The sequence below is a fragment of the Williamsia deligens genome (genome assembly GCF_024171765.1).
Lineage (GTDB): Bacteria > Actinomycetota > Actinomycetes > Mycobacteriales > Mycobacteriaceae > Williamsia_A > Williamsia_A deligens.
In genome coordinates, this window is the sequence record NZ_JAMTCI010000001.1 from 339502 (window position 1) to 362582 (window position 23081).

Annotated in this window: 18 protein-coding genes; 9 read left to right on the top strand and 9 right to left on the bottom strand. The window is 69.2% G+C overall.

Annotated features, from left to right (window positions below; genetic code table 11):
- The first annotated feature begins 46 nt into the window (after positions 1-46).
- From LX14_RS01580 to LX14_RS01590, 3 genes are all read left to right on the top strand, one after another.
- Positions 47-3613 (top strand): indolepyruvate ferredoxin oxidoreductase family protein, encoded by a 3567-nt coding sequence (locus tag LX14_RS01580; protein ID WP_253645533.1) that lies wholly within the window; start codon positions 47-49, stop codon positions 3611-3613.
- Positions 3614-3788: 175 nt separating this feature from the next.
- Positions 3789-4559 carry a heliorhodopsin HeR gene (gene heR, locus LX14_RS01585; RefSeq protein WP_253645534.1) on the top strand — a complete coding sequence of 257 codons (771 nt, stop codon included), beginning with the start codon at positions 3789-3791 and terminating at the stop codon, positions 4557-4559.
- Between the two features lie 123 nt (positions 4560-4682).
- Positions 4683-6122, top strand: a complete 1440-nt coding sequence (locus tag LX14_RS01590; protein ID WP_253645535.1) for an ABC transporter permease — start codon at positions 4683-4685, stop codon at positions 6120-6122.
- A 79-nt stretch (positions 6123-6201) separates the two neighbouring features.
- Here LX14_RS01590 and LX14_RS01595 read toward each other — a convergent pair whose 3' ends face one another.
- Genes LX14_RS01595 through LX14_RS01605 form a run of 3 tightly spaced genes read right to left on the bottom strand, consistent with a single transcriptional unit; the run spans position 6202 to position 8823 of the window.
- Positions 6202-6873 (bottom strand): methionine ABC transporter permease, encoded by a 672-nt coding sequence (locus LX14_RS01595; RefSeq protein WP_253645536.1) that lies wholly within the window; start codon positions 6871-6873, stop codon positions 6202-6204.
- A gap of 2 nt (positions 6874-6875) precedes the next feature.
- Positions 6876-7955: a methionine ABC transporter ATP-binding protein gene (locus tag LX14_RS01600; RefSeq protein ID WP_372505232.1), complete on the bottom strand. Its 1080-nt coding sequence runs from the start codon at positions 7953-7955 to the stop codon at positions 6876-6878.
- Positions 7948-8823 carry a MetQ/NlpA family ABC transporter substrate-binding protein gene (locus tag LX14_RS01605; RefSeq protein ID WP_253645537.1) on the bottom strand — a complete coding sequence of 292 codons (876 nt, stop codon included), beginning with the start codon at positions 8821-8823 and terminating at the stop codon, positions 7948-7950. Before LX14_RS01605 ends, LX14_RS01600 begins: the two co-directional genes overlap by 8 nt.
- A gap of 222 nt (positions 8824-9045) precedes the next feature.
- On the opposite strand from LX14_RS01605, the gene LX14_RS01610 reads away from it, so the two are divergent.
- Both LX14_RS01610 and LX14_RS01615 read left to right on the top strand, forming a co-directional pair.
- Complete coding sequence (locus LX14_RS01610) at positions 9046-9537, top strand: DinB family protein (RefSeq protein ID WP_253645538.1); 492 nt, start codon at positions 9046-9048, stop codon at positions 9535-9537.
- 112 nt (positions 9538-9649) lie between these two features.
- Positions 9650-10255, top strand: coding sequence for a class I SAM-dependent methyltransferase (locus LX14_RS01615; protein ID WP_253645539.1), 606 nt, complete (start codon positions 9650-9652; stop codon positions 10253-10255).
- A gap of 107 nt (positions 10256-10362) precedes the next feature.
- Here LX14_RS01615 and LX14_RS01620 read toward each other — a convergent pair whose 3' ends face one another.
- The 3 genes from LX14_RS01620 to sucC form a co-directional block, all read right to left on the bottom strand.
- Positions 10363-11379: a zinc-binding alcohol dehydrogenase family protein gene (locus tag LX14_RS01620; RefSeq protein WP_253645540.1), complete on the bottom strand. Its 1017-nt coding sequence runs from the start codon at positions 11377-11379 to the stop codon at positions 10363-10365.
- An 80-nt stretch (positions 11380-11459) separates the two neighbouring features.
- Positions 11460-12362, bottom strand: coding sequence for a succinate--CoA ligase subunit alpha (gene sucD, locus LX14_RS01625; protein ID WP_253645541.1), 903 nt, complete (start codon positions 12360-12362; stop codon positions 11460-11462).
- Positions 12363-12375: 13 nt separating this feature from the next.
- A complete protein-coding gene (gene sucC / locus LX14_RS01630; protein ID WP_253645542.1) occupies positions 12376-13539 on the bottom strand; it encodes an ADP-forming succinate--CoA ligase subunit beta in 1164 nt (387 codons plus the stop codon).
- A gap of 440 nt (positions 13540-13979) precedes the next feature.
- Here sucC and LX14_RS01635 point away from each other — a divergent pair, with 440 nt between their 5' ends.
- Positions 13980-15023 (top strand): M23 family metallopeptidase, encoded by a 1044-nt coding sequence (locus LX14_RS01635; protein WP_253645543.1) that lies wholly within the window; start codon positions 13980-13982, stop codon positions 15021-15023.
- A gap of 270 nt (positions 15024-15293) precedes the next feature.
- On the opposite strand, the gene pcrA is transcribed toward LX14_RS01635, so the two are convergent.
- Together pcrA and LX14_RS01645 are read right to left on the bottom strand one after the other, a co-directional pair.
- On the bottom strand, positions 15294-17777 hold the full coding sequence (gene pcrA, locus LX14_RS01640) for a DNA helicase PcrA (protein WP_253645544.1): 2484 nt from the start codon (positions 17775-17777) through the stop codon (positions 15294-15296).
- A gap of 65 nt (positions 17778-17842) precedes the next feature.
- Positions 17843-19681: a hypothetical protein gene (locus LX14_RS01645; protein WP_253645545.1), complete on the bottom strand. Its 1839-nt coding sequence runs from the start codon at positions 19679-19681 to the stop codon at positions 17843-17845.
- A 36-nt stretch (positions 19682-19717) separates the two neighbouring features.
- On the opposite strand from LX14_RS01645, the gene LX14_RS01650 reads away from it, so the two are divergent.
- The 3 genes from LX14_RS01650 to LX14_RS01660 all read left to right on the top strand — a co-directional run bounded on the left by LX14_RS01650 (position 19718) and on the right by LX14_RS01660 (position 21981).
- A complete protein-coding gene (locus LX14_RS01650; protein WP_253645546.1) occupies positions 19718-20068 on the top strand; it encodes a chorismate mutase in 351 nt (116 codons plus the stop codon).
- Between the two features lie 20 nt (positions 20069-20088).
- Complete coding sequence (locus LX14_RS01655; RefSeq protein WP_253647848.1) at positions 20089-21483, top strand: sulfatase family protein; 1395 nt, start codon at positions 20089-20091, stop codon at positions 21481-21483.
- Between the two features lie 174 nt (positions 21484-21657).
- Positions 21658-21981: a hypothetical protein gene (locus tag LX14_RS01660; RefSeq protein WP_253645547.1), complete on the top strand. Its 324-nt coding sequence runs from the start codon at positions 21658-21660 to the stop codon at positions 21979-21981.
- 104 nt (positions 21982-22085) lie between these two features.
- Here the strand turns inward: LX14_RS01660 and LX14_RS01665 are convergent, their stop codons facing one another.
- The gene (locus tag LX14_RS01665) at positions 22086-23081 is read right to left on the bottom strand and encodes an LLM class flavin-dependent oxidoreductase (protein ID WP_253645548.1); all 996 of its coding nucleotides are present in this window, start codon (positions 23079-23081) and stop codon (positions 22086-22088) included.

Here is a 23081-nt window from a genome sequence, read left to right on the forward strand (position 1 = left end):
CACCCCCGGGCGCACCCGGACACATATGAGCAGGCCAGGAGATCCCATGACCCTCACCTCAGACCACAGGCCGTCCGACGGCGGCACCCCCGGGCGGGACAGCAGCCCCCGGTACTCCCTCGAGGAGCGCTACACACGCTCGTCCGGAACCGTCTATCTGACGGGCATCCAGGCGCTGGTGCGCATGATCGGGGACCGCGCCCACATCGATCGCCGGAGCGGGCTCCACACGTCGTCGTTCGTGTCGGGATACGAGGGGTCACCCCTGGCCGGACTCGATCTCGAGCTCGCCCGTCGCCGTTCCCTGCTGGCCCCGCTCGACGTCGTCCACCGCCCTGCCCTCAACGAGGAGCTCGCCGCCACCTCCGTGATGGGATCGCAGATCGCCGCGCGTGTCGCCCAGCTCGCACCGCGCGAGGACGGCAGCACCCGCGACGGCGTCGTCGGCTACTGGTACGGCAAGGCCCCGGGACTCGACCGCGCCTCCGACGCCCTGCGACACGCCAACCTCATCGGCACCCACCACCGCGGCGGTGCGGTCGCCCTCGTCGGCGACGATCCCGGCGCCAAGAGCTCGACGGTGCCGTGCGCCTCGGAGATGGCCCTGGCCGACCTCTACATGCCGGTGCTCTATCCCGCCGACTCCCAGGACATCCTCGACTTCGGTGTGCACGCAGCGCTGATGTCGCGGGTGTCCGGCCTGTGGACATCGATGAAGATCTGCGCCCACGTCGCCGACGGCGCATCGACCGCCGAGGTCTCCCCCGACCGGATCGTGCCCGACCTCGGCGGCCTCGGCGACAGCCCGCACATCCCGAGCGGACGTCTGCTCGGTGCAGAGTTGATGGAGCTCGAGCAGAACCAGCTGACCATCCGCAAGCCACGCGCGGAGGAGTACGCCCGCCTCAACCGGCTGAACCGGATCGTGACGCGCACCGCCGACGACCGCATCGGCATCGTCGCGGCCGGGAAGACCTACCTCGACGTGCGGGAGGCGTTGCGGCTCATCGGCATCGGTGACGACGAGCTCGGCCGCCTCGGCATCCGCATCCTCAAGCTCGGGATGGTCTACCCCTTCGAACGCTCGATCCTCGACGAGTTCGTGACCGGTCTCGACGAGATCATCGTGGTCGAGGAGAAGCGCGATTTCATCGAGACCATGATGCGCGACATCCTCTTCGACCGCGCCCGCGCCGGCGGCCTCGCGTCGATCGTCGGCAAGACCGACGAGCAGGGCGCGACATTGTTCTCCCGCTTCGGTGAACTCGACATCGACGCCGTCACCCGCGGTCTCGCGAACCGTCTCGCGCGGGTTCACCACATCCCGGCCGCACTCGACTGGCTCGACCGGCAGAGCCGTCGCCGCACCCGCATCGAGCTGCCGCTCGCGGTGCGCACGCCCTATTTCTGCTCGGGATGCCCGCACAACAGCTCGACGAAGGTCACCCCCGACACGCTCGTCGGTGCCGGGATCGGCTGTCATGCCATGGTCCTGCTGATGGATCCCGGGCAGGTCGGCGACGTCACCGGCGTCACCCAGATGGGCGGCGAGGGCGCGCAGTGGCTCGGCATCGCCCCGTTCGTCGGCGAACAACACTTCGTGCAGAACGTCGGCGACGGCACCTTCATGCACTCCGGGTCGCTGGCGCTGCGTGCGGCGGTCGCGTCGGGTGAGCGCATCACCTACAAGCTGCTCTACAACGGGACCGTCGCCATGACCGGTGGGCAGGACGCCGTCGGCGGGCAGGGACTCGCCCCACTGACCCGACTGCTGCAGGCGGAGGGCGTGTCCCGCGTCGTCGTCACCTCCGACGACCCCGACCGCACCCGCGCGCTCGGCCTCGCACCCGGCGTCTCCGTCCGCCACCGCGACGACATGCTCACGGTGCAGACCGAACTAGCCGCCGTCGACGGTGTCACCGTGCTCGTCCACGACCAGCACTGTGCCGCCGAGAAGCGCCGCGGGCGCAAGCGCGGCACCACCCCGACGCCGACGACGCGCGTGATGATCAACGAACGCATCTGTGAGGGATGCGGCGACTGCGGGCAGAAGAGCAACTGTCTGTCGGTGCATCCCGTGCAGACCGAGTTCGGTCGCAAGACACGGATCGACCAGAGCTCGTGCAATCTCGACATGTCGTGTCTCGAGGGTGACTGCCCGTCGTTCGTCACCGTGACCCCGGGCACCGGCGTCAGCCGTCGACGTGTCGCCGACATCGGTGCCGATGCGATCTCCCCGCCGCCCCACGTCCCGTCGCGGCTGGCCGACCACGGATTCCGTATGCGCACCACCGGGATCGGCGGCACGGGCGTCGTCACCGTCAGCCAGGTGCTCGCGACCGCGGCGTCGCTGGACGGTCTGCACGCCCGAACCGTCGACATGACAGGCCTGGCGCAGAAGGGCGGTGCCGTCGTCGGCGACCTCAAGCTGTCGACGCGGCCCCACGTCGACGAGGCCGCCAAGGTCGCGACGGGCGACTGCGACCTGTACCTCGCGTGCGACCCCCTCGTCGGTGTGGACCCGGTGAACATCCGCGTGGCCGCCCCCGAGCTCACCGTCGCGGTGGTCTCGACGAGCGAGATCCCCACCGGCGCCATGGTGATCGACACCGCCGTCGGGTTCCCGGCGCGCTCGAGCATCGTCGACCGCGTCACCGAGCACGCCGCCCGCGCCGTCTTCGTCGACCCGGCTGCCACCGCCACGGCCCTGTTCGGCGACGAGCAGTTCGCCAACATGCTGATGGTCGGTGTCGCGTATCAGACCGGGGCTCTGCCGATCTCGGACACCGCGATCGAGCGGGCGATCGGCGTGAACGGCGTCGCCGTCGACGCGAACGTCCAGGCTTTCCGACGCGGACGGCAGCTCGTCGCCGATCCCGACGCCGTCACGGCCGCCGCCGACGCGTTACGACCGGCGGTGCCGGCAACCGAGCCGTCGGCATTCGCGCGGGATCTCGTCACGCGATTCGGTGACGTCGACGACGAACTGCGGTCCGGCTTGCTGCTGCGGATCGACGACCTCGTCGACTACCAGAGTGCGAGGTACGCGCGGCAGTTCGTCGACGACGTCCACGACCTGTTCGTCGCCGAACGGCAGCTCGGGTCGACCGTCGTCACCGACGCAGCGGCGCGCGGCCTGTACAAGTTGATGGCCTACAAGGACGAGTACGAGGTGGCCCGACTGTCCGCCGACGACGCGTTCGCGCGCGAGGTCGCCGAGACGTTCGGAGCCGATGCGCAGGTGGCGGTCCGACTGCATCCGCCGGCCCTGCGGGCGATGGGGATGCGACGCAAGATCGCGCTCGGGCCGACGACGCAGAAGGCCCTCCACGGATTGGCGCGCTTCAAGCGACTGCGCGGCACCGCCCTGGACCCGTTCGGTCGCACCGAGATCCGTCGCACGGAACGCGCGCTCGTCGACGAGTACCGGTCGCTGCTGGCGTCCGTCACCGCCGCGATCGCCGACGGCCGCATCGGCCGGGACCAACTCCCCGCGGCCGCCGCGCTCGCGGCACTGCCGGACGTGGTGCGTGGTTACGAGGACATCAAGATGGCGAACGTCGCCCGGTACCGGGAGGACGTGGCCGAGCACCGGCGTCGCCTCGGGCTCTGAGCCGCCACAACCGACACCGATGAGCTCCGCCGTGTGCCATGTGCACGCGCCGGGCTCTGTCGGTGTGGGTTGTGGACCGTGGGCGTCGTGACCGCCGCGAGACCCAGGTCTCGATCACCCGGCGATCGTCGCGCGGGTGCCGTACCGGTGACCGGGCGGGCATAGCGTCGCCGACATGACCACGATCGCGAGCGGGATCACCGACGAACGCCTGGCCGGGCTGCGCCGCTGGAACATCGGGCTGACGGTCCTGCACGCCGCGCAGGCCATCGCCGTCCTGGTGCTCGCCAACGGCTTCTCCATCACCGTCACGTCGACGTTCCCGGTCGGCCCCCCGGGAACCGCACCGCCTGCGCCCGAGAAGCTGTTCGACGTCTCGGTCGGCGCGGCCATCGCGGTGTTCCTCGCGCTCGCCGCCATCGACCACCTCGCGACCGCGACGGTCGGACGGCGGCTCTACGAGAGCGACCTTCGCCGCGGGATCAACCGGTTCCGGTGGATCGAGTACTCGGTCAGCGCGTCGATCATGATCGTGCTCATCGCCTTCTACTTCGGCGTCACGAACATCGACGCGGTCATCGCGGTGTTCGGCGCGAACGTCGCGATGATCCTGTTCGGCTGGCTGCAGGAACGCGCCAACCCGCCCGGCCGCGACCACACGACGATGCTGCCGTTCTGGTTCGGCTGCGTCGCGGGCGTCGTCCCCTGGATCGTCATCGTCGTGAACTTCGTCGGCGCGGGCAGCCGGGTACCCGGGTTCGTCGTCGGGGTGTTCGTCTCCCTGCTGATCTTCTTCTCGACGTTCGCCGTCAACCAGTGGCTGCAGTACCGCGAGATCGGCCCCTGGCGCAGCTACGTCTTCGGCGAGAAGACCTACCTGGTGCTCAGCCTCGTCGCGAAGTCACTCCTCGCCTGGCAGATCTTCGGCGGCTCGCTCGCCGGCTGAGCCCTCCCCGCTCTGCCCGACCTGGACAGACGGCGAGGTCGGCTGGTCGGGAATTAGTTGGGGTTTACATATAGTTGTAGCATGCACTGATACTTGCCCTGGACGACCTCGAAGGGACCCCCGATGCTCTCCTCGCTGACCACACGGTGGCGCGCTCAATACAGCAAGCTGCCCCCGGCGCTGCAGATGATCGGCCTCCAGATGTGGCTGCCGATCTTCTTCATGTTCATGTTCTGCTTCTGCTACCTGGGGGCCTTCCACTCGCCGAAGATCCACGACGCCCCGGTGGCCGTCGTGAACTCGCCCGCCGCCTCGCAGTTCACCGACCGCTTCGGCCAGGCGTCGCCGGGGATGTTCGACTTCCGCTTCGTGCAGGACCAGGCCGAGGCGACCGAGGCCGTGCGGGACGGCAGTGCCGCGGCGGCGGTGACGTTCCCGACCACGCGCACCGGTGCGCCCGAGGTCACCATCGCCAGCGCCCACCAGTTCCAGGCGGCGCAGCTGATGAAGTCGACCTTCACGACGGCGTTCACCCAGGCCGGCACCGCACCGAAGATCACCGACATCGCTCCCCTGCCGTCGGGTGACTCCTACGGGATGGGCGCGATGTACCTGATGCTCTCGTGGTGCATCGGCGGCTACATGGTCGCCATGTTCATCGGCATGATGGGCAACCCGTTGAGTCACCTGACCCGCGTCGGCATCCTCGCCGGCGGCGCCCTCGTGGCGTCGGTGATCACCAACCTGCTCGCGTCGCTCGTGATCGGCGTCTACGACAGCTCCCACATCTGGCAGTTGATGGGGATCTCGTTCCTGTGGATCCTTGCGATCGGGCTGGCCGTCAACGGCCTCGCCTACTTCTTCGGCCGCTTCGTCACGGCGATCGCACTGACGATGTTCGTGTTCCTGTCGATCCCGTCGTCGGGTGCGGCCTACCCGGTGTGGATGGTGCCGCGCCTCTTCGGCGACCTGAACCCGCTCGTCGTCGGGCACGGGATCACCGAGATGATCAAGCGCGTCCTCTACGGCGTCGGCGAGCCCTATTGGCAGCCGTTCCTGCTGATGGCCGGCTACGCCGTGCTCGGCATCGTGACGATGCTCGTCGGCAAGCGGTGGCGTGAGAGCAAGGAGTTCGACCGCATCCTCGCCGGCAAGACGACGATGATGGCGGCGGCCCAGGGCGCGATGATGCAGAAGGGCATGGCCGACCGCGAGCGGATCCTGACCGCGCACGGTCTGGACAAGAACGCCGAGCCGATCGAGGACGACGCCGACGACACCGGTGCCGCGGACGGAGCCGCCGGGGACGACGCGCACGTCGACGAGACACCGGACCGTGGTGATTCCCCTGAGCGCGTCGAGCTCGGCAGCCGGCCGTCGCACTACACGGTCGCCGACCTCGAGTCCGACTTCGGCGGCGACCCCATGCTCGGCGGGAACGGCCTGGGCCGCAGTGGAACCGGTGGCGCGCTCGCGACCGACGAACTCGAGCACCAGGTGCGGGAGATGATCAACCGTCGCCGCGTTCCCGATCACTCCGCGAACGGGCACACCCGCCACTGAGTCGCGCGACGCCGGCGGTGGCGGTGGACCCGGTCCATCGTCACCGCCTGCGTCTGTCCGGCGTCGGGGTCGGTCTCCGTCACCGACGCAGAGCGCGACGGGCCAGGGTGTTGCCCAGCCACTGACCCAGCTGCACCAGCACGACGAGCATCGCGATGACGACGACGGTCAGCGTGGCGTCGAACTGCTGGTACCCGTACTGCTGGGCGAAGTCACCGAGCCCGCCACCGCCGACGTACCCGGCCATGGCCGACATGTCGACGATCGCGACGAAGATGAACGTGTAGCCGAGGATGAGTGGCGCGAGACCCTCGGGCACGACGACCGTTGCGAGCGTGCGCAGGCGACTCGTCCCCATCGCGCGGGCCGCCTCCACCACGCCCGGGTCGACCGACACCAGATTCTGTTCGACCACGCGACCGATCACGAACACGGCCATCACCGTCATCGGGAAGATCGCGGCCTGCGTGCCGATCCGGGTGCCCATCACCTCGCGGGTCACCGGCGCCATCGCGGTGATGAAGATGATGAACGGGATGGGGCGCACGATGTTCACCGCGACGTTGAGCACCGTGTAGACCACGGGGCTCGCGAGCAGGTTCGTCGGTCGCGTGGCGTAGAGCAACGCACCGAGGCCGAGCCCGAGCACGCCGCCGATGACGAGCGTGAACCCCACGAGCTGGAAGGTCTCGATGACCGCGTCCCACAGCACAGGACGCAGTTCCGGCGTGATGATGTCGCCGAGGATCATGATCAGCCACCCACTCTCGTGTGCTCGATGACCTCGGTGACCTGACGCAGACCCGCCACCGCGGAGTCGATGTCGGCGTCGCTCCCCTGCAGCGCGACGGTGAAGGCGCCGAACGGACGTCGGGCCAGTTCGACGATGCCGCCGTAGACGATCGACGCCCGCACACCCGCCTTCGCGAAGTGGTCGGCGACATCCACCGCGGTGTCACCGCCGACGCCCTGGTCCCGGATCGCGACCGTCACGAACCGCCCGGTGTGTCGTTCCCGCAGCCGGGCGAGGGTCTCGTCGGACGGGACGTCGCCCACCGCGCTGCGCACGAGTCGCCGGGTGATCGCCGACTGCGGGTGCGCGAACACGTCGTACACGTCGCCCTGCTCGATGAGCCTGCCACCGTCGAGAACCGCGACCCGGTCACAGATCTCGCGGATCACGTCCATCTCGTGGGTGATCACCACGATGGTCGTCCCCAGCTCGCGGTTCACCCGACGCAGCAGCGACAGGATCTCCGAGGTGGTGTCGGGATCCAGTGCGCTCGTGGCCTCGTCGGCGAGAAGGATCTTCGGCGAGGTCGCCAGCGCCCGGGCGATCCCCACCCGCTGCTTCTGCCCGCCGGACAGCTGCCACGGGTACTGCTTCGCCTTGTCGGCGATTCCGACGAACTCGAGCAGCTCGGTGACCCGCCGCGCCCGTTCGTCTCTCGCGACGCCGGCTATGCGCAGCGGGAACTCGACGTTGCGCGCGACCGTGCGAGAGGAGAACAGGTGGAACTGCTGGAACACCATGCCGATCTCCCGACGCACGCGTCGCAGCTGCTGCTCGCCCGCGGTGCTGATGTCCTCGCCGTCGACGATGACCTGGCCGGAGTCGGGTCGCTCGAGCCCGTTGATGAGACGCACCAGGGTGCTCTTGCCGGCACCGGAGTAGCCGATGACGCCGGTGATGGTGCCCGCCGCGATGTCGAGGTCGACACCGTCGACCGCTGCGGTCCCCGGTGTGTCCGCCCGACCCAGGCGACGCCCCCCGCCGAAACGGCGGGTGGCGCCCCGGAACGAGATCGCAGCGGCGCCCGGGTGGTCAGCCACCGTTGGCGGCGACCTGCTTCTGCAGGTCGACGGTGAGCTGCTGCAGTTCGGCAGGATCGTTGTTCTTCAGGACCCCGTTGCCGCCCAACGACTTCTTGACCGCCGCCTCGACCTCGGGATCGTGGTAGATCGAGACCAGCTTCGCGTAGGTGGCGTTGTCCTTGTCCTGCTCACGGGCGACGAAGACGTTGATGTACGGCTTGGCGATGTCGCTGTTGGGGTCGTCCTTCGCGATGATCTTGTCCTCGCCCAGCTTGGCCGAGGTCGCGTAGTTGTTGTTGACGATCGCGCCGTCGACCGAGTCCAGGCTCTGCGCGGTCTGGGCGGCGTCCACGGCGGTGACCGTGACCTTCGACTTGCCCTTGTCGATGTCGGCGATGGTCGAGAAGCCGTTGCCGCCGTTGCGGAGTGAGATCAGGCCGGCCTGCTGCAGGACGAGCAGTCCACGGGCCTGGTTGGTGGGATCGTTCGGGATGACGACCGAGCCGCCCTGCGGGATCTGGCTCACCGAGGTGTGCTTCGTCGAGTACAGCGGCAGCGGATAGACCGCGGTGGCGCCGATCGGGACGAGCTTCTGGTTGTTCTTCTGGTTGTACGTCGCGAGGTAGAGCATGTGCTGGAACTCGTTGAGCTGCAGTTCACCCTCGGCCAGCGCGGGGTTGGGCTGGTTGTAGTCGGTGAAGTTGACCAGGTCGACGGTGATCCCGTCGTCGGACGCCTTCTTCTTGAAGACGTTCCAGTAGCTCTCGGCGGCGTCGGCGACACCGATCTTCACGATGCCGGAGTCCGAGTCGGATCCGCAGGCGGTGACCCCGCCCAGCACCGAGATCGTGGCGACGAGCGCCACCGCAACCTTCTTCCAGACCATGGTCTGTGTCCTCTCTCCTGCCCGGGATCACCGGGCTCCTGACGCGCCGACGATGTGGCGTAGAAGACGAAGACTAGGCGGGGCGCGGTGCGCCCCATGACCACGAGAACAGCTGCGGGCGAGGGGACATGCCCTGACGTGCAGCGAATTTCGCGTTCGAGTTGCGATCAGCCGGAGCGGAATCCGCCGACCTCGGCGGGGGCGATGCGATGTACTGGTCGCATGGAGAATGCGACCACCCACCCCGGCGATCCCGGCCACCCGGTCCGTCGACGGATCGACGACCTCATCGACGAGCACCGCGACCACCTCGCGACCAGCCTCGACGGGCTGACCGAGGAGGAGGCACGGCGGTCACTGGTGCCGTCGAGAACCACGCTGCTGGGGCTACTCAAGCACGTGACGTTCGCCCAGCAGGTCTGGTACGACCAGGACATCACCGGCCGATCGCGGGCCGACATGGGTCTGCCCGAGGCGGCCGAGGACTCGTGGATCCTGGCGGACGAGGACACCGTCGAGAGCATCCGATCGCGGTTCCTCGCGGTGTGCGCCGAGTCGCGGCTGGCCGTCGCGTCGATGGGGCTCGACACGATCGTCACCGGACGCCGACCGCATCCCCTGTGGAATTCGCATCTCCATGTCCTGCGCGAATTGGCCCACCATTGCGGGCACGCCGACATCCTTCGCGAACAGATCCTCGCCGCGCGCCCCTAGCCTCGACAACGTCGAGCGTGCCGAAACCAGCCGCCGAGCGTGCCGACAAGAGTCGCCCAGCGTGCAGTAGATCCCGTCGACCGTGCACTCGGGCGCGACCTACGCTTCCCGCGTGGGCTTCTACGACGATCACGTCCTCCCTCGCATCATCGACGTCGCGCTGGGTCGACACGTCGACGATCTGCGACGACGGGTCTGCGACGGCCTGTACGGCGACGTGCTCGAGGTCGGTTTCGGCACCGGGCCCAACGTCCCCTTCTACCCGTCGACAGTCACCCGCGCGCTCGCAGTCGAACCGTCGCCCGGGGCACGCCGACTCGCTGCGCCGGCGATCGCGTCGTCCGCGGCTCCCGTCGAATTCGTCGGCCTCGACGGCGCGCGGATCGACCTGCCCGGGGCGTCCGTCGACTGCGTCCTGAGCACCTGGACGCTGTGCACGATCCCCGATGTCGACGCGGCGGTCGCCGAGATGTTCCGGCTGCTACGCCCCGGCGGCCAGGTGCATTTCGTCGAACACGGCATCTCTCCGAGTCCGTCCATCGCTCGATGGCAGGAACGGATCGAACCGGCGTGGGGTGCGGTCGCCGGCGGGTGCCGCCTCACGCGGAGCGCACCGGACCTCCTCCGAGCGCACGGCTTCGCGGCACCGGAGGTCGACGTCGTCCGAAAGGGACCGGAGCTCGTCGCCCGCATGTCGATCGGGACCGCGCGGCGCTGACCGTCTGCACGCTCGACGGGATCGAGTGCACGCTCGACGGGATCTACCGCACGCTAGGCGGGATCGAGTGCACGCTCGGCGGGTCGTATCGGCACGCTCGGCGGCGGTCAGCTCGCGGCGATCACGACCTTGCCGATGGTGCTCGACGACTCGAGGAGTCGGTGCGCCTCGCGGAGGGTGTCGACGCCGAGCGGCGACAGCGTGCGGTTCGCGGTCGTCACGATCGCCCCCTCGTCGACGAGGTCCGCGACGCGGTCGAGGATGCGCTTCTGCGCGTCGCTCTCGGGCTCGTGCAGGGGACGCGCGAACATGAACTCCCACCGCCAGCTCTGGCTCCTGTCCTTCAACGGCATCGTGTCGAGGCCCTCGGGGTCGTCGATGGCGACGACGGCCCCGCGCACCCGCAGTAGCTCGGCGTACGCCTCGACGTTGCCGTCGGAGAAGGCGGAGAAGACGTGGTCGACGCCGTCGGGCACGACGGCCCGCACCGACTCGACGAGGTCGTGGCGATCCACGACGTGGTGGGCGCCCATCCGCTCGGCCCACTCCCGGGATTCCGACCGCGACGCAGTCGCCACGACGGTCAGGTCGGTGAGAGCCCGGGCGAGCTGCGTGACCATCGAGCCCGTTCCGCCCGCGCCGCCGGTCACCAGGATGGTGCCGCTCGCACCCTCGGCGATCTCCAGGACGTCGAACAACGCCTCCCACGCGGTGATCGTGGTGAGGGGCAGCGCCGCGGCGGCGGCGAAGTCGAGCGACGACGGCTTGCGTCCGACGATCCGCTCGTCGACGAGCTGGTGGCCGGTGTTGCTGCCGGGGCGGGCGATCGACCCCGCGTAGTAGACCTCGTCCCCGACAGCCCGCGTGGTCACGTCGGGCCCCACCGCCACGACGACCCCGGCCGCGTCGAACCCGAGGACCTTCGGTGCCGCGTCGGCGTCGAACCCGCTGCGCACCTTGACGTCCACGGGATTGACCGACACCGCGCGCACCTCGACGAGCAGGTCGTGGCCGGTGGGTGTGGGCGTCTCGGACTCGTGGGCGACGAACGACGTGTCGGCGTCGACCGGTCCGGGTGCGGTGGCGACGATCGACGTGGTGGTCGACGGGATCGAGGAGGTCATCCCTCGACGGTAGGCGCGCCGAGCCCGTAGACGACGACAGCCCCGCCCGGAACCGGGCGGGGCTGTCGTGGGAACTGCTGTCAGAGAGCCTTGTAGAGCTCGCGGGCGAGCTCGGCGGTCTCGGTCGGGGTCTTGCCGACCTTCACACCGGCAGCCTCGAGCGCGTCCTTCTTGGCCTGGGCGGTGCCGGAGCTGCCCGAGACGATGGCGCCGGCGTGGCCCATCGTCTTGCCCTCGGGCGCGGTGAACCCGGCGACGTAACCGACGACCGGCTTGCTCACGTTGGCCTTGATGTAGTCGGCGGCACGCTCCTCGGCGTCGCCGCCGATCTCGCCGATCATCACGATGACCTTGGTGTCGGGGTCGGCCTCGAACGCCTCGATCGCGTCGATGTGCGTGGTGCCGATGACCGGGTCACCACCGATGCCGATGGCCGTGGAGAAACCGATGTCCCGCAGCTCGTACATCATCTGGTAGGTCAGCGTCCCCGACTTCGAGACGAGGCCGATGCCACCCTTGCCCGCGATGTTCGCCGGCGTGATGCCGACCAGCGACTCCTCGGGGGTGATGATGCCGGGGCAGTTCGGCCCGATGATGCGGGTCTTCTCGCCCTTGGACTTGTTGTAGGCCCACGCGTACGCGGAATCCTGGACGGGGATGCCCTCGGTGATGACGACGAGCAGCGGGATCTCCGCGTCGATCGCCTCGATGATCGCGTCCTTGGCGAACTTCGGCGGGACGAACGCGATGGAGACGTCGGCGCCGGTCTTCTCGATCGCTTCCGAGACCGACCCGAACACGGGCAGCTCCACGTCGGAGCCGTCCTTGGCGACGTGGCTGACGGTGGTCCCGGCCTTGCGGGCGTTGACGCCGCCGACGACCTGGGTCCCGGCCTTCAGCATCAGCTTGGTGTGCTTGGTGCCCTCGCCGCCGGTGATGCCCTGGACGATGACCTTGGAGTCCTTGGTGAGGAAAATAGACATGTCTGCTCGTCCTTTACTTGCTCGCCAGTTCGGCGGCCTTGTCGGCGCCGGCGTCCATGGTGTCGGCCAGGGTGACGAGCGGATGGTTCGCGTCGTCGAGGATCTTGCGTCCCTCCTCGACGTTGTTGCCGTCGAGGCGGACGACGAGGGGCTTGTTCGCGTCGTCGCCGAGGATCTTCAGCGCGGACACGATGCCGTTGGCGACCGCGTCGCACGCGGTGATACCGCCGAAGACGTTGACGAACACGCTCTTCACCTGCGAGTCGCCGAGGATGACGTCGAGTCCGGCCGCCATCACCTCGGCCGAGGCGCCGCCGCCGATGTCGAGGAAGTTGGCGGGCTTCACGCCGCCGTGCTTCTCACCGGCGTACGCGACGACGTCGAGGGTCGACATGACCAGTCCCGCGCCGTTGCCGATGATGCCGACCTGGCCGTCGAGCTTGACGTAGTTGAGGTCGTTCTCCTTGGCCTTCAGCTCGAGGGGATCGGTCGCGTCCTTGTCCTCGAACTCGGCGTGCCCTTCCTGGCGGAAGTCGGCGTTCGCGTCGAGGGTGATCTTGCCGTCCAGCGCGAGGATCTGGTCGTCGGGCGTGCGGACCAGCGGGTTGACCTCCACCAGGGTCGCGTCCTCGCCGACGAACACCTCCCACAGCTTCTGGATGGTGTTGGCCGCGGCGTCGAGCACCTCGGCGGGGAGCTTGCCCTTCTCGGCGATCTCACGGGCGAACGCGAGGTCGACACCCTTGACGGCGTCGACGGGGACGCGGGCGAGCGCGTCGGGGTTCTCCTCGGCGGTCACCTCGATCTCGACACCACCCTCCACGGAGCACATCGCGAGGTAGGTCCGGTTGGTGCGGTCGAGCAGGAAGGAGATGTAGTACTCCTCCGCGATGTCGCTGGCCTCGGCGACGAGGAGCTTCTTGACGACGTGACCCTTGATGTCGAGCCCCAGGATCGCCTCCGCGTTGGCGGCGGCCTCGTCGGCGTCGTTGGAGTACTTGACGCCGCCGGCCTTGCCGCGACCGCCCACCTTGACCTGGGCCTTGACCATGACCGGCTTGCCGATTTCCTCGGCGATCTGCCGAGCTCCCTCGACGGTGTCGGTCACGCGGCCGGCGGATGTCGGAACCTCGTGCTTGGCGAAGAGTTCCTTCGCCTGATATTCGAAGAGATCCATTCAGCTCACCATCTTCAGATTCGCCCGCGCTTCATCTGTGGACGCGAGCACCACGGGGAAGGTTATCGCCGGGGTGAACCGGCCCCGGACGGGCATGCGACGCATGTGCGCCAGATCACTCCCGAACCCCCCGGGCGGTCCGTCCGAGCGCTCGTTCGGGAGGGTGGACGCCCGTTTCGGGCCGCTTGACCGAAAATCCGGGCGTGTCACGCCCCCCACCGTAATGTGAGGCAGCTCACATCGCTGAAGAACCGTTCGCCCACGGTTGCACACGCTGCAATCATTTCGTTACCGTCGCCTGGGCTCGGTGACGTGATCGCGATCCACGCGGGTGAGTCACAGGGGCCCATCGCTGGGGGACAAGCCGGAAGGCACAACACACAGGGCGTGAGCGCGCTCTCACGCGGGCAGACGTGTGTCGGGATTCGGAAGGTGCAGTCTTGGGAGTACGTGGGAACGCGGGCGTCGACGCCTCGGAGCGGTCAGCTCTGATCGACGACACCCGACCCGAGGAGATCACCTCGATCATCCCCATCGACTGGGCTGACGCCCCCCGGTGGGACTCCCCGGACCGACGGACGCCACGTCGACCGCTCCCCGCCGACGTCACGCAGGACATCCTCATCGCCGAGTGCGAGTTCGAGGACACCGCCGACGCGCACCCCTTCGACCTCGCCGAGACCGGCTACCGGACCGTCGAGCCGCCCGTCCGCCGTCCCGCCACGCAGGCCCGCCCGTCGCGGTCGGGTGGTCGTCACCGCCTCGCTGCGCCGCCCTCGGCCCTCAAAGGTCGCGCCGCATTGATCGCCGTCGCCGCCGGTGCCGCCGTCGTCGCCGCGACCGGTCACATCGACACCTCGCCCGCCACCGAGAACGCCGCGCCCGAGGCCGCGGCCCCGCAGGTCAACCCGGCTGCGGCCGTCACCCCGGTCGATCCGACCGTGTCGGGAGACTCCGGCGTCACCGCCGGGACGCCCGCGCCGGACATGCACACCTTCACCGACCAGCTCGCCGAGGGCGACAAGCTGGCCAAGGACGCCGCCGAGGCCGATCGTCGCGCCCGGTTGCCGCTCTTCGCGTCGCCGCTGCCACTCGGTCAGTACCAGTTCACCTCGGGCTTCGCCTTCCGCTGGGGCGCCTTCCACGGTGGCGTCGACTTCGCCGCCCCGCTCGGCACACCGATCCACGCCGCCACCGACGGCGAGGTCATCGAGGCCGGACCGGCGTCGGGCTTCGGCAACTGGATCCAGATCCGCGCCGCCGACGGCACCGTCACGATGTACGGCCACATGTACAACTCGGGCGTCGGAGTCCGTAAGGGCCAGCACGTCACCGCCGGCGACGTCATCGGCGCCGTGGGCAGCGACGGGTTCTCGACCGGACCGCACTGCCACTTCGAGGTGTGGAAAGACGGCCGGATGAAGATCGACCCCATGCCGTGGCTCGCCGAGCACGGTGTGCAGATGTCGAACTACACCGGCTGAGCGACCGCCCTCTCAAGGCGCACTCCTCACACCCCTGCGGCTCGACGCGTCTGTTGGGCGGCAGGAACCGTCTCTTGGGCATCCGGAGCACGCCAGTGGGCGTCTGCCGACGCCCGCACTCAGGCATCGGCGACAGGTACGCCCCGCCTGGACAGCACGTCGATGCGCTGTCTGGCGTTCGCGTCGTTTGACGGGCACAGAGCGGCCCGCCCGAAGATCTCCGCTGCCACCACCATGAGCTTGCTGGGCCCTGAGGTAGACGCGGTCGGACTAGAGCTTCTCGACGGGGAGTCCGCCCAGCGACATCAGGGTGATGCGGCCACCGCTGCCGAAGTCGAACGTGACGCGTTCCGTCGCCCCCGACCCCTCCTTGGCGACGACCTTCCCCATCCCATACTTCGCGTGGGTCACCCGGTCGCCCACGGACACCGAGACCTGTGTGTTGCGACCGCGCGTCGGGTCCGACGAATACGACGACCGTCCGCGCATCCCCCGGTTCGACTCCTCACCCGAACCCGACCGGTAGGAACCGGCGCCGAAGAAGCCACCGGAACTTCCGAACGAGCGTTCCCGCCGCTTCGGCTCCGTGCGCTGCCAGTCGATGAGGTGCTGCGGGATCTCCTGCAGGAAGCGGGATTCCGGGTTCGACACCGGCTGCCCCCATGCTGATCGCACCATCGCACGCGTCACGTAGAGCCGCTGCCGCGCGCGGGTGATGCCCACGTACGCGAGCCGACGTTCCTCGCTCAACTCCGCGGGGTCGCCGAGGGACCGCATGTGCGGGAACTGTCCGTCCTCCCAGCCGGTCACGAACACCACCGGGAACTCGAGTCCCTTGGCGGTGTGCAACGTCATCAGGGTGACGACGCCCGAGGCGCTGTCGGGCACCTGGTCGGCGTCGGCGACGAGTGAGACACGTTCGAGGAAAGCCGCGAGCGACCCGGGTTCCGGTTCGCCGTCGGCGGGATCGGGACGGTCGTCGGGGTCGAGGGCGGCGGCGTCGATGCTGAACTCCCGGGCGACCGAGACCAGTTCGTCGAGGTTGTCGAGCCGGGCCCCGTCCTGCGGGTCCGACGACCCCTCGAGTTCGTCGCGGTAGCCCGAGCGGGCGACGATCGCCTCGACGAGGTCACCGATGTCGGCGTTGTCGCGCCCGGCGTCGACGGAGACGGTGTCCGCGTCCTCGGCGTCACCGGCGGCGAAGATGGCCAGGAAGTCGTTCCGGAGCCCCTCGATGAGGTCGACGAAACCCGAGATCTGCTTCACCGCACGCGAGTTCAGCATCGCCACGTTGCCTGCGGCCGCGTCGATCAGAGCCTGGTAGTAGCTGATGCCCGCGTTCTCCGAGTGCACCGCCACGCACGCCTGGGCGCGGTCACCGATGGCACGTTTGGGGACGTTGACGATGCGACGCAGGCTGACGGTGTCGTCGGGGTTGGCCACCACCCGCAGGTAGGCGACGATGTCGCGCACCTCGCGCCGTTCGTAGAAGCGCACACCACCGACGACCTTGTAGGCGATGCCGAGGCGGATGAACACCTCCTCCAACGCCCGTGAGCCGCTGTTGGTCCGGTAGAAGACGGCGACGTCGGAGTAGGTGAACTCACCGGTGTCGGTGAGGCGGTCGATCTCACCGGCGATGAAGGACGCCTCGTCGCGTTCGGTGTCGGCGACGTAGCCGACGATCAGTTCGCCGTCGCCGGAGTCGGTCCAGAGCTTCTTCTCCCGCCGGTTCGGGTTGCGCGCGATGACCGCGTTGGCCGCCGAGAGGATCGTCTGCGTCGACCGGTAGTTCTGTTCGAGCAGGATGGTCTCGGTGTCGGGGAAGTCGCGCTCGAACTCCTCGATGTTGCGGATCGTGGCACCGCGGAACGCGTAGATCGACTGGTCGGCGTCACCGACGACGCACAGCTCCGACGGGGTGACCGCGCCCTGACCCGTACCGACGAGTTCGCGGACGAGCACGTACTGGGCGTGGTTGGTGTCCTGGTACTCGTCGACGAGGACATGGCGGAACCGGCGACGGTAGTACTCCGCGACCTCCGGGTGGGTCTGCAGCAGCGTCACCGTCTCGCCGATGAGGTCGTCGAAGTCGAAGGCGTTCGCCGACGCGAGCCGCCGTTGGTACTGGACGTAGATGTCGGCGAGGGTCCGCAGGGTGTCGTCGTCGGCCTCGGAGGCCTGTTCGACGGCCGTCGCCGGGTCGACGAGTTCGTTCTTCAGGTTCGAGATGTGGATGCCGGAGCCGCGGGGCGAGAACTTCTTCGGGTCCAGGTCGAGATCGCGCACGATCATCGCCAACAGGCGCTTGGAGTCGTCCGCGTCGTAGATGGAGAAGTTGGAGTTGCGGCTCGCGATCAGCGCCGCCTGCGCCCGCAGGATCCGCACGCACGTGGAGTGGAACGTCGACACCCACATCCGGTTGGCCCGGGGACCGACGAGCGACGCCACGCGTTCACGCATCTCGGCGGCGGCCTTGTTGGTGAACGTGATGGCCAGGACTTCGCCCGGCGAGACGTCACGCTGGGCGAGCAGGTAGGCGATCCGGCGGGTCAACACGGCGGTCTTGCCCGACCCCGCGCCGGCCACGATGAGCAGCGGCGAGCCGGAATGGCGCACCGCGGCCTGCTGCTGCGGGTTGAGGCCGTCGAGCAGTTCCCGGGCGCGATCCGTCAGATCGTCCGTGGCGACGCCCGAGACCGCCGGATCACCCCTGGTGAGACCGGGAAGAGACGGTTGCGGTGCGGATTTCATCAAGGATCGAGACTACCCGCGGCATCGGACAGCATGCGCGCGCCATGCGCACAGGTGTGCGAAGGTCAGCGCAGCAGCGCGGGGTCGTAGACCTCGCCGACCTGCCCGGCCGCGAGGTGCAGGCCGAGGCCGGGGGTGACGGGACGCACCGAGACGGCGTCTCCCGAGCCCATCGCCTGGACGTAGAGCGGATGCAGACCCGACTCCACGCGCACCCGTTCCGGAGCGCTGTCGCCGACGCGGACCTCCACCTCGCCGTCGCCGGTCGCGCAGTAGCCGAGCGCGACGGTCCACCGCCAGCGGATGAGCGGTCCGTCGAGCGGGATGGAGGTGGGGCCGGTGATCTCGGGTCGCGCACAGGTCCCCGCCCCCGCGGCGAACGTGCGCGCCCGGGTGACGGCGCCGTCGGCGATCTCGCCGCGGGGATCGAGCACGCGGAGCCTGTCGGCGGAATCCCCGAACGTCGGTCGGTCCCGGAGCCCCGCGAACACCCGGGAGACCTGGTTGTCGGGGTAGGCGACCGGCAGCAGCACCTCCAGCGGGAGCGCCTGGTCGAACATGGGGGTGCCCGCCATCTGCGCGAGCGAGGCCGTCGCGGTTCGCAGGTAGTCACCGGTCGGGTTGTCGGCCCAGCTGTCGGTGAATGCGACGGTGGAGACGACGGACGACGCGGCGACGGTCGCGGTGGCCGCGACACCGACGAGGCGCAGTCGGGACGCTGCGACGGGCACCGACCCTCGCGGCGGCGAGGACATCACGAGCACGGCCGCCACGGCCAGCACGAGCGCACTGTCGGGGAGATAGCGCAGTGTCTGGGCGAGCTCGAGCGCCGTCCCCGAACTGCTGCGATTCCAGCTGACCAGCAGCTGGGCGACGACGACGTATCCGGCTGCGGCGGCCACGACAGCACCCGCTCCGCGGCGCCCCGCGACACCCGCCGCGACGACGACGACCACGACCACCGCTGCGACGAGCACCGTTCCCGTCCCGACGGCACCGAACGGCGGACTCGGGTTCCATCGCCCCCACGACCACGGACCGCCGACGAGCGCCGGCAGCACGCCGTGGGTCACGGCCCGCCAGGTCAGTGCCCACGTCTGCCCCAGCGAGTGGTCGCCCGCAGCGGGGTGGGCGAGGACCGCGAAACAGACCGCCCACACCACGGTGACACCGGCGAGCGCACCCCACAGCGGTCGCGACCGCGCCAGTGCGGCCCGCACGGTCGTGTCCCGACCCGCCAGTCGGTCACGGCGGACGCACAGCACGGCGACCATCAGGGCAATCGGGCCGACGAGGGCGGCCTTCTCGAAGAACGTCATCCCGATCGCGGCGACGATCGCCGAGCGCACCGCCAGGGTCCGGACGGCGACGGGAACCCGGCCGCGACAGGCCAGCACCGCATCCCCGGCGACCCACGCCGCCGCCGCGACGAACGGCAGGCTGTTCAGGCCCGCGGCCCACCACACCGACGCCGGCACGGTCATCGGGCTGAACAGGTAGAGGACGAACACCGCGACCGTGGCGGGCCGCACGCCGCCGACGATCACCATCAGCCGCCCCACGACCGTCGACACGACGGCCTGACCGACCACCAGCGACGCGGCGGCGACCGGCCAGCTCAGCGGCGCGATCGTGGTCAGCAGACCGGCGACGGCGAACGCCCCCGGCATCACGTGGCCGTCGTGGTTGTCGAGGAGGAAGCCCGGTCCGCCGGCCGACCCGGACCGGGCGATCAGGATCAGGTCGTCCCAGTAGAAGTCGCCGCGGGCGAGAGTCCAGCACCGCAGAGCGAGCTGCGCCACGACCGCGAGCGCCGCCACGACGAGAAGGGTGCGGACGGACGGGCGCGCGATCCGGGTCGATGCCCGGGGCGCACGCTCCGCCGTCGGCGTCGACAGGACCACGGGGTCGTGTGTACCAGCCGTGGCAAGATCTGCGGGATGGACACCCCCGACCAGTCGGCCGACGCCGCTGCCCCCGACCAGTCGGCCGACGCCTCCGGGATCGACCTGTCGGCGTACGACCTCGGCCCCGACGTCAGCGCGATCGGCGAGGACATCGACGCCCTGCGCGCGGAGATCGACCGCCTCGACGCGATCATCCTGGCGGCCGTCACCCGACGCAGCAACGTCTCCAAGCAGGTCGGCCGCACGCGGATGGCCGCGGGCGGACCCCGTCTCGTCTACAGCCGCGAGGTGAAGGTGCTGGAGCGGTTCTCCTCCCTCGGCAGCGAGGGACACACCCTCGCGATGCTGCTGCTCCGCCTCGGTCGCGGTCCCCTCGGCCGGTGAGCACAGCGTCCGAGGCCCCCATGCGCGACAACGTCCTGTTCGTCCACTGGCACGACCTCGGACGCCACCTGGCCTGCTACGGCGCGCAGGGGGTCGTGAGCCCCGTCCTCGACACCCTCGCGGCCGACGGCGTGCTCCTCACGGATGCGCATGCGGCGGCGCCGCTGTGTTCGCCGGCGCGCGGGGCGCTGTTCACCGGTCGCTACCCGCACTCGACGGGCCTCATCGGCCTCGCGCACCACGGGTTCGAGTACCACGACGACGTCCGGACGCTGCCGGCGATCCTGTCCTCCCACGGCTGGGCCACACAGCTCTACGGGATGCAGCACGAGAGCTCCGACCCGTCCCGGATCGGCTTCGACGACTGGGACGTCTCGGACTCCCGCTGTGACCACGTCGTCGCGCGGTCCCAGGAGTGGTTGCGTGAGCACGGGACCGACGGACCGTTCCTGCTGACCGCGGGCTTCTTCGAGACCCACCGCCCCTACCCCGCCGACGAGTACCCGCCGGAGGACCCGAGCGCTGTCACCGTCCCGCCGTTCCTGCCCGACGCGCGTCCGGTCCGGGAGGACATCGCCGGGTTGCAGGCATCCATCACCAAGGCCGACGCCGCGGTCGGTCGCCTTCTGGACACCCTCGCCGAACTCGCCCTGGACGCGACCACCTGGGTCGTGTTCATCACCGACCACGGCGTCGCCTTCCCCCGGGCCAAGTCCACTCTCTACGAGGCGGGTACGGGTGTCGCGTGCATCATCCGGCCGCCGACGGCGCGCGGTGTGACGCCGCATCACTACGACGACCTGTTCAGCGGCGTCGACCTCTCCCCCACGATCCTCGACGCGCTCGGGCTCGACGTCCCCGACGACATGGAGGGGTTCTCCCATGCCACGGAGATGTTCGGCCCGCCTGTCGATGCCGACGCCGTCCGCTCGGAGGTGTTCACGGAGAAGACATTTCACGACAGCTTCGATCCGATCCGCGCCGTGCGGACCACCACCCACCGCTACATCGAGAACTATGCGCGACGCCCGGCCCTGAGTCTGCCGCTGGACATCCTCGACAGCCCATCGGCGCTGGCGCTCGACGGGTCCCAGGATCTCCCGCGTCCCGAACGCGAGCTGTACGACCTGCGTGTGGACCCGCTGGAGCGGATCAACCTCGCCGACGACCCCGCGCACGCGACGATCCGCGACGACCTCGCTGCCCGCTTGCACCGGTGGCGCACCGAGACCGGCGACGAGCTCCTCGACGAGGCCACGGGCACCGCGATCGCCGCGGAGTTCATGCGACGTCACCACGCCCAGCTCGACACCGAGCCCGCGCGGGAGAAGACCCGGAGCCTCCCGTCCCGCCGCCCCTTGGGCGAGCAGCGCGAGCTGCGTCGCACCGCGCGGGACCCCGACAGGGAAAGTTAGCCTCGCGTCTGAAGTAGTTGTGTCCTAAGGCAATCGAACGAGTTCACATTCATCAACGCCCGTTGATGTTGTGTCAGTGGAGGTTTCACGCCCGGCCTGTGGGGAATCAGAGGTGCGGCACCGATCGGTGCCGCCCCCGGTCACCGGGGTCACCACTCACACAGGAGACAGACGATGACGAGCAGCCACGATCCGGGCCTGCGCCCCAACCCGGCTCACCACGGCGAGCCCGCCCCCTTCCCGCCGGCCCCGCACACCGCGAACCTGCGCCAGCGGATCGAGACGAAGGTCTCCACGAAGACCACCGAGTTGATCGCCTACGTGGTCGCCGTGCTCGCCGTGGTGATCACCGCGCTCGTGGTCGGTGGCGACGACGGCAGCAGTGACCCGTTCGGCGCAGCGGAGGCACTGAAGTACATCACCTGGCTGACCATCGGTTACATGGTCGCCCGGGGACTCGCGAAGTCGGGCAGCCCGGCCACCGACGACCGCAACTGAGTCGATCCGGCTCGCCGGAGATGACACCGCTGGGTGGTGGCGCGTGCGCGATGCACGCGCCGCCGCTCAGCGGTGTTCGTCGTGGACGCCGTGCCGCATCACGCTCACATCGCCTCGATCTGCGGCAGGATGTCGTTCTTGAGGCGCTTCATGTCGTCCATGGTCTTGGCCGTCGGCACGTCGGCGAACGGCGGCCACACCAGCAGCTTGGTCAGACCCGCCTCGCGGTAGCGCTTGAGGATGTCGGTGACCTGCCGCTCGGACCCGACGAGGAGGTTCGAGGCCTTGCCGGCGGGGGTGTCGTCCATGTCGACATCGGTGATCACCGTCCAGATCATGCTCGCGATGTCGAGGTCGTCGATGGTCCGTGACGTGTCGAGTTCCGCGAGTTCCGTGGCGATCCCGGCGCGCCAGGTCGCGATCTCCTCGGGCGAGTCCTGGATGCCGATCCACCCGTCGAGTCCGTACTTCGCCACCCGCTTGGCGGCCCGCTTCGCATCTTTGAGACCGCTGAAATACATGGGCGGGCGCGGACTCTGGAGTGGCTTGGCGCCGAAACCGCTGGGGCCGAAGTCGGCGAACTCGCCGTGGTACTCGAACACGTCGTTCGCCCAGATCCCCTGCATGATCTCGATCGACTCGCGCAGGTGCTGGTGACGTCGCGGGAAGATGTGGCCCGCACTGGCGGCCGCGAACTCCTCGGGCATCCAGCCCGATCCGACGGCGACGTTCAGCCGACCGTTGCTCAGGTGGTCGATGGTGGCGAGCTCGGCGGCGAGCACACCCGGTGCGCGGTAGGGAGTGTCGATGATGCTCATGCCGATCCGGACCTTGGTGGTCTTCGCGGCGAGCCACGGGATCAGCGGGAACCCCTGCAGGAACTGGCCTCTCGACGACACGGGCAACTGCTTGGGCAGTTCGTGCATCATGCCGAACGCGTATTCCATCTCCGCCCGGTCCGAGGACTCGGGGACGATGATGCGGTCGAGGGTCCAGACGGACTCGTACTCGAGTTCCTCGGCGAGTGCGGTGAGGTCCTCGAGTTCGGTGACGGTGATCTGCTCGCGGAAGTTGGGCAAATACAGGGCGAGTTCGAGCAT

What these genes read in the sequence shown, in the direction of transcription:
- LX14_RS01660 (WP_253645547.1), top strand. Translation starts at nt 21,658, where the DNA reads ATGACGAGCAGCCACGATCCGGGCCTGCGCCCCAACCCGGCTCACCAC.
- LX14_RS01610 (WP_253645538.1), top strand. Translation starts at nt 9,046, where the DNA reads ATGGAGAATGCGACCACCCACCCCGGCGATCCCGGCCACCCGGTCCGT.
- LX14_RS01650 (WP_253645546.1), top strand. Translation starts at nt 19,718, where the DNA reads ATGGACACCCCCGACCAGTCGGCCGACGCCGCTGCCCCCGACCAGTCG.
- LX14_RS01590 (WP_253645535.1), top strand. Translation starts at nt 4,683, where the DNA reads ATGCTCTCCTCGCTGACCACACGGTGGCGCGCTCAATACAGCAAGCTG.
- LX14_RS01605 (WP_253645537.1), bottom strand. Translation starts at nt 8,823, where the DNA reads ATGGTCTGGAAGAAGGTTGCGGTGGCGCTCGTCGCCACGATCTCGGTG.
- LX14_RS01580 (WP_253645533.1), top strand. Translation starts at nt 47, where the DNA reads ATGACCCTCACCTCAGACCACAGGCCGTCCGACGGCGGCACCCCCGGG.
- LX14_RS01665 (WP_253645548.1), bottom strand. Translation starts at nt 23,081, where the DNA reads ATGCTCGAACTCGCCCTGTATTTGCCCAACTTCCGCGAGCAGATCACC.
- sucD (WP_253645541.1), bottom strand. Translation starts at nt 12,362, where the DNA reads ATGTCTATTTTCCTCACCAAGGACTCCAAGGTCATCGTCCAGGGCATC.
- LX14_RS01620 (WP_253645540.1), bottom strand. Translation starts at nt 11,379, where the DNA reads ATGACCTCCTCGATCCCGTCGACCACCACGTCGATCGTCGCCACCGCA.
- heR (WP_253645534.1), top strand. Translation starts at nt 3,789, where the DNA reads ATGACCACGATCGCGAGCGGGATCACCGACGAACGCCTGGCCGGGCTG.
- LX14_RS01655 (WP_253647848.1), top strand. Translation starts at nt 20,089, where the DNA reads ATGCGCGACAACGTCCTGTTCGTCCACTGGCACGACCTCGGACGCCAC.
- sucC (WP_253645542.1), bottom strand. Translation starts at nt 13,539, where the DNA reads ATGGATCTCTTCGAATATCAGGCGAAGGAACTCTTCGCCAAGCACGAG.
- LX14_RS01595 (WP_253645536.1), bottom strand. Translation starts at nt 6,873, where the DNA reads ATGATCCTCGGCGACATCATCACGCCGGAACTGCGTCCTGTGCTGTGG.
- pcrA (WP_253645544.1), bottom strand. Translation starts at nt 17,777, where the DNA reads ATGAAATCCGCACCGCAACCGTCTCTTCCCGGTCTCACCAGGGGTGAT.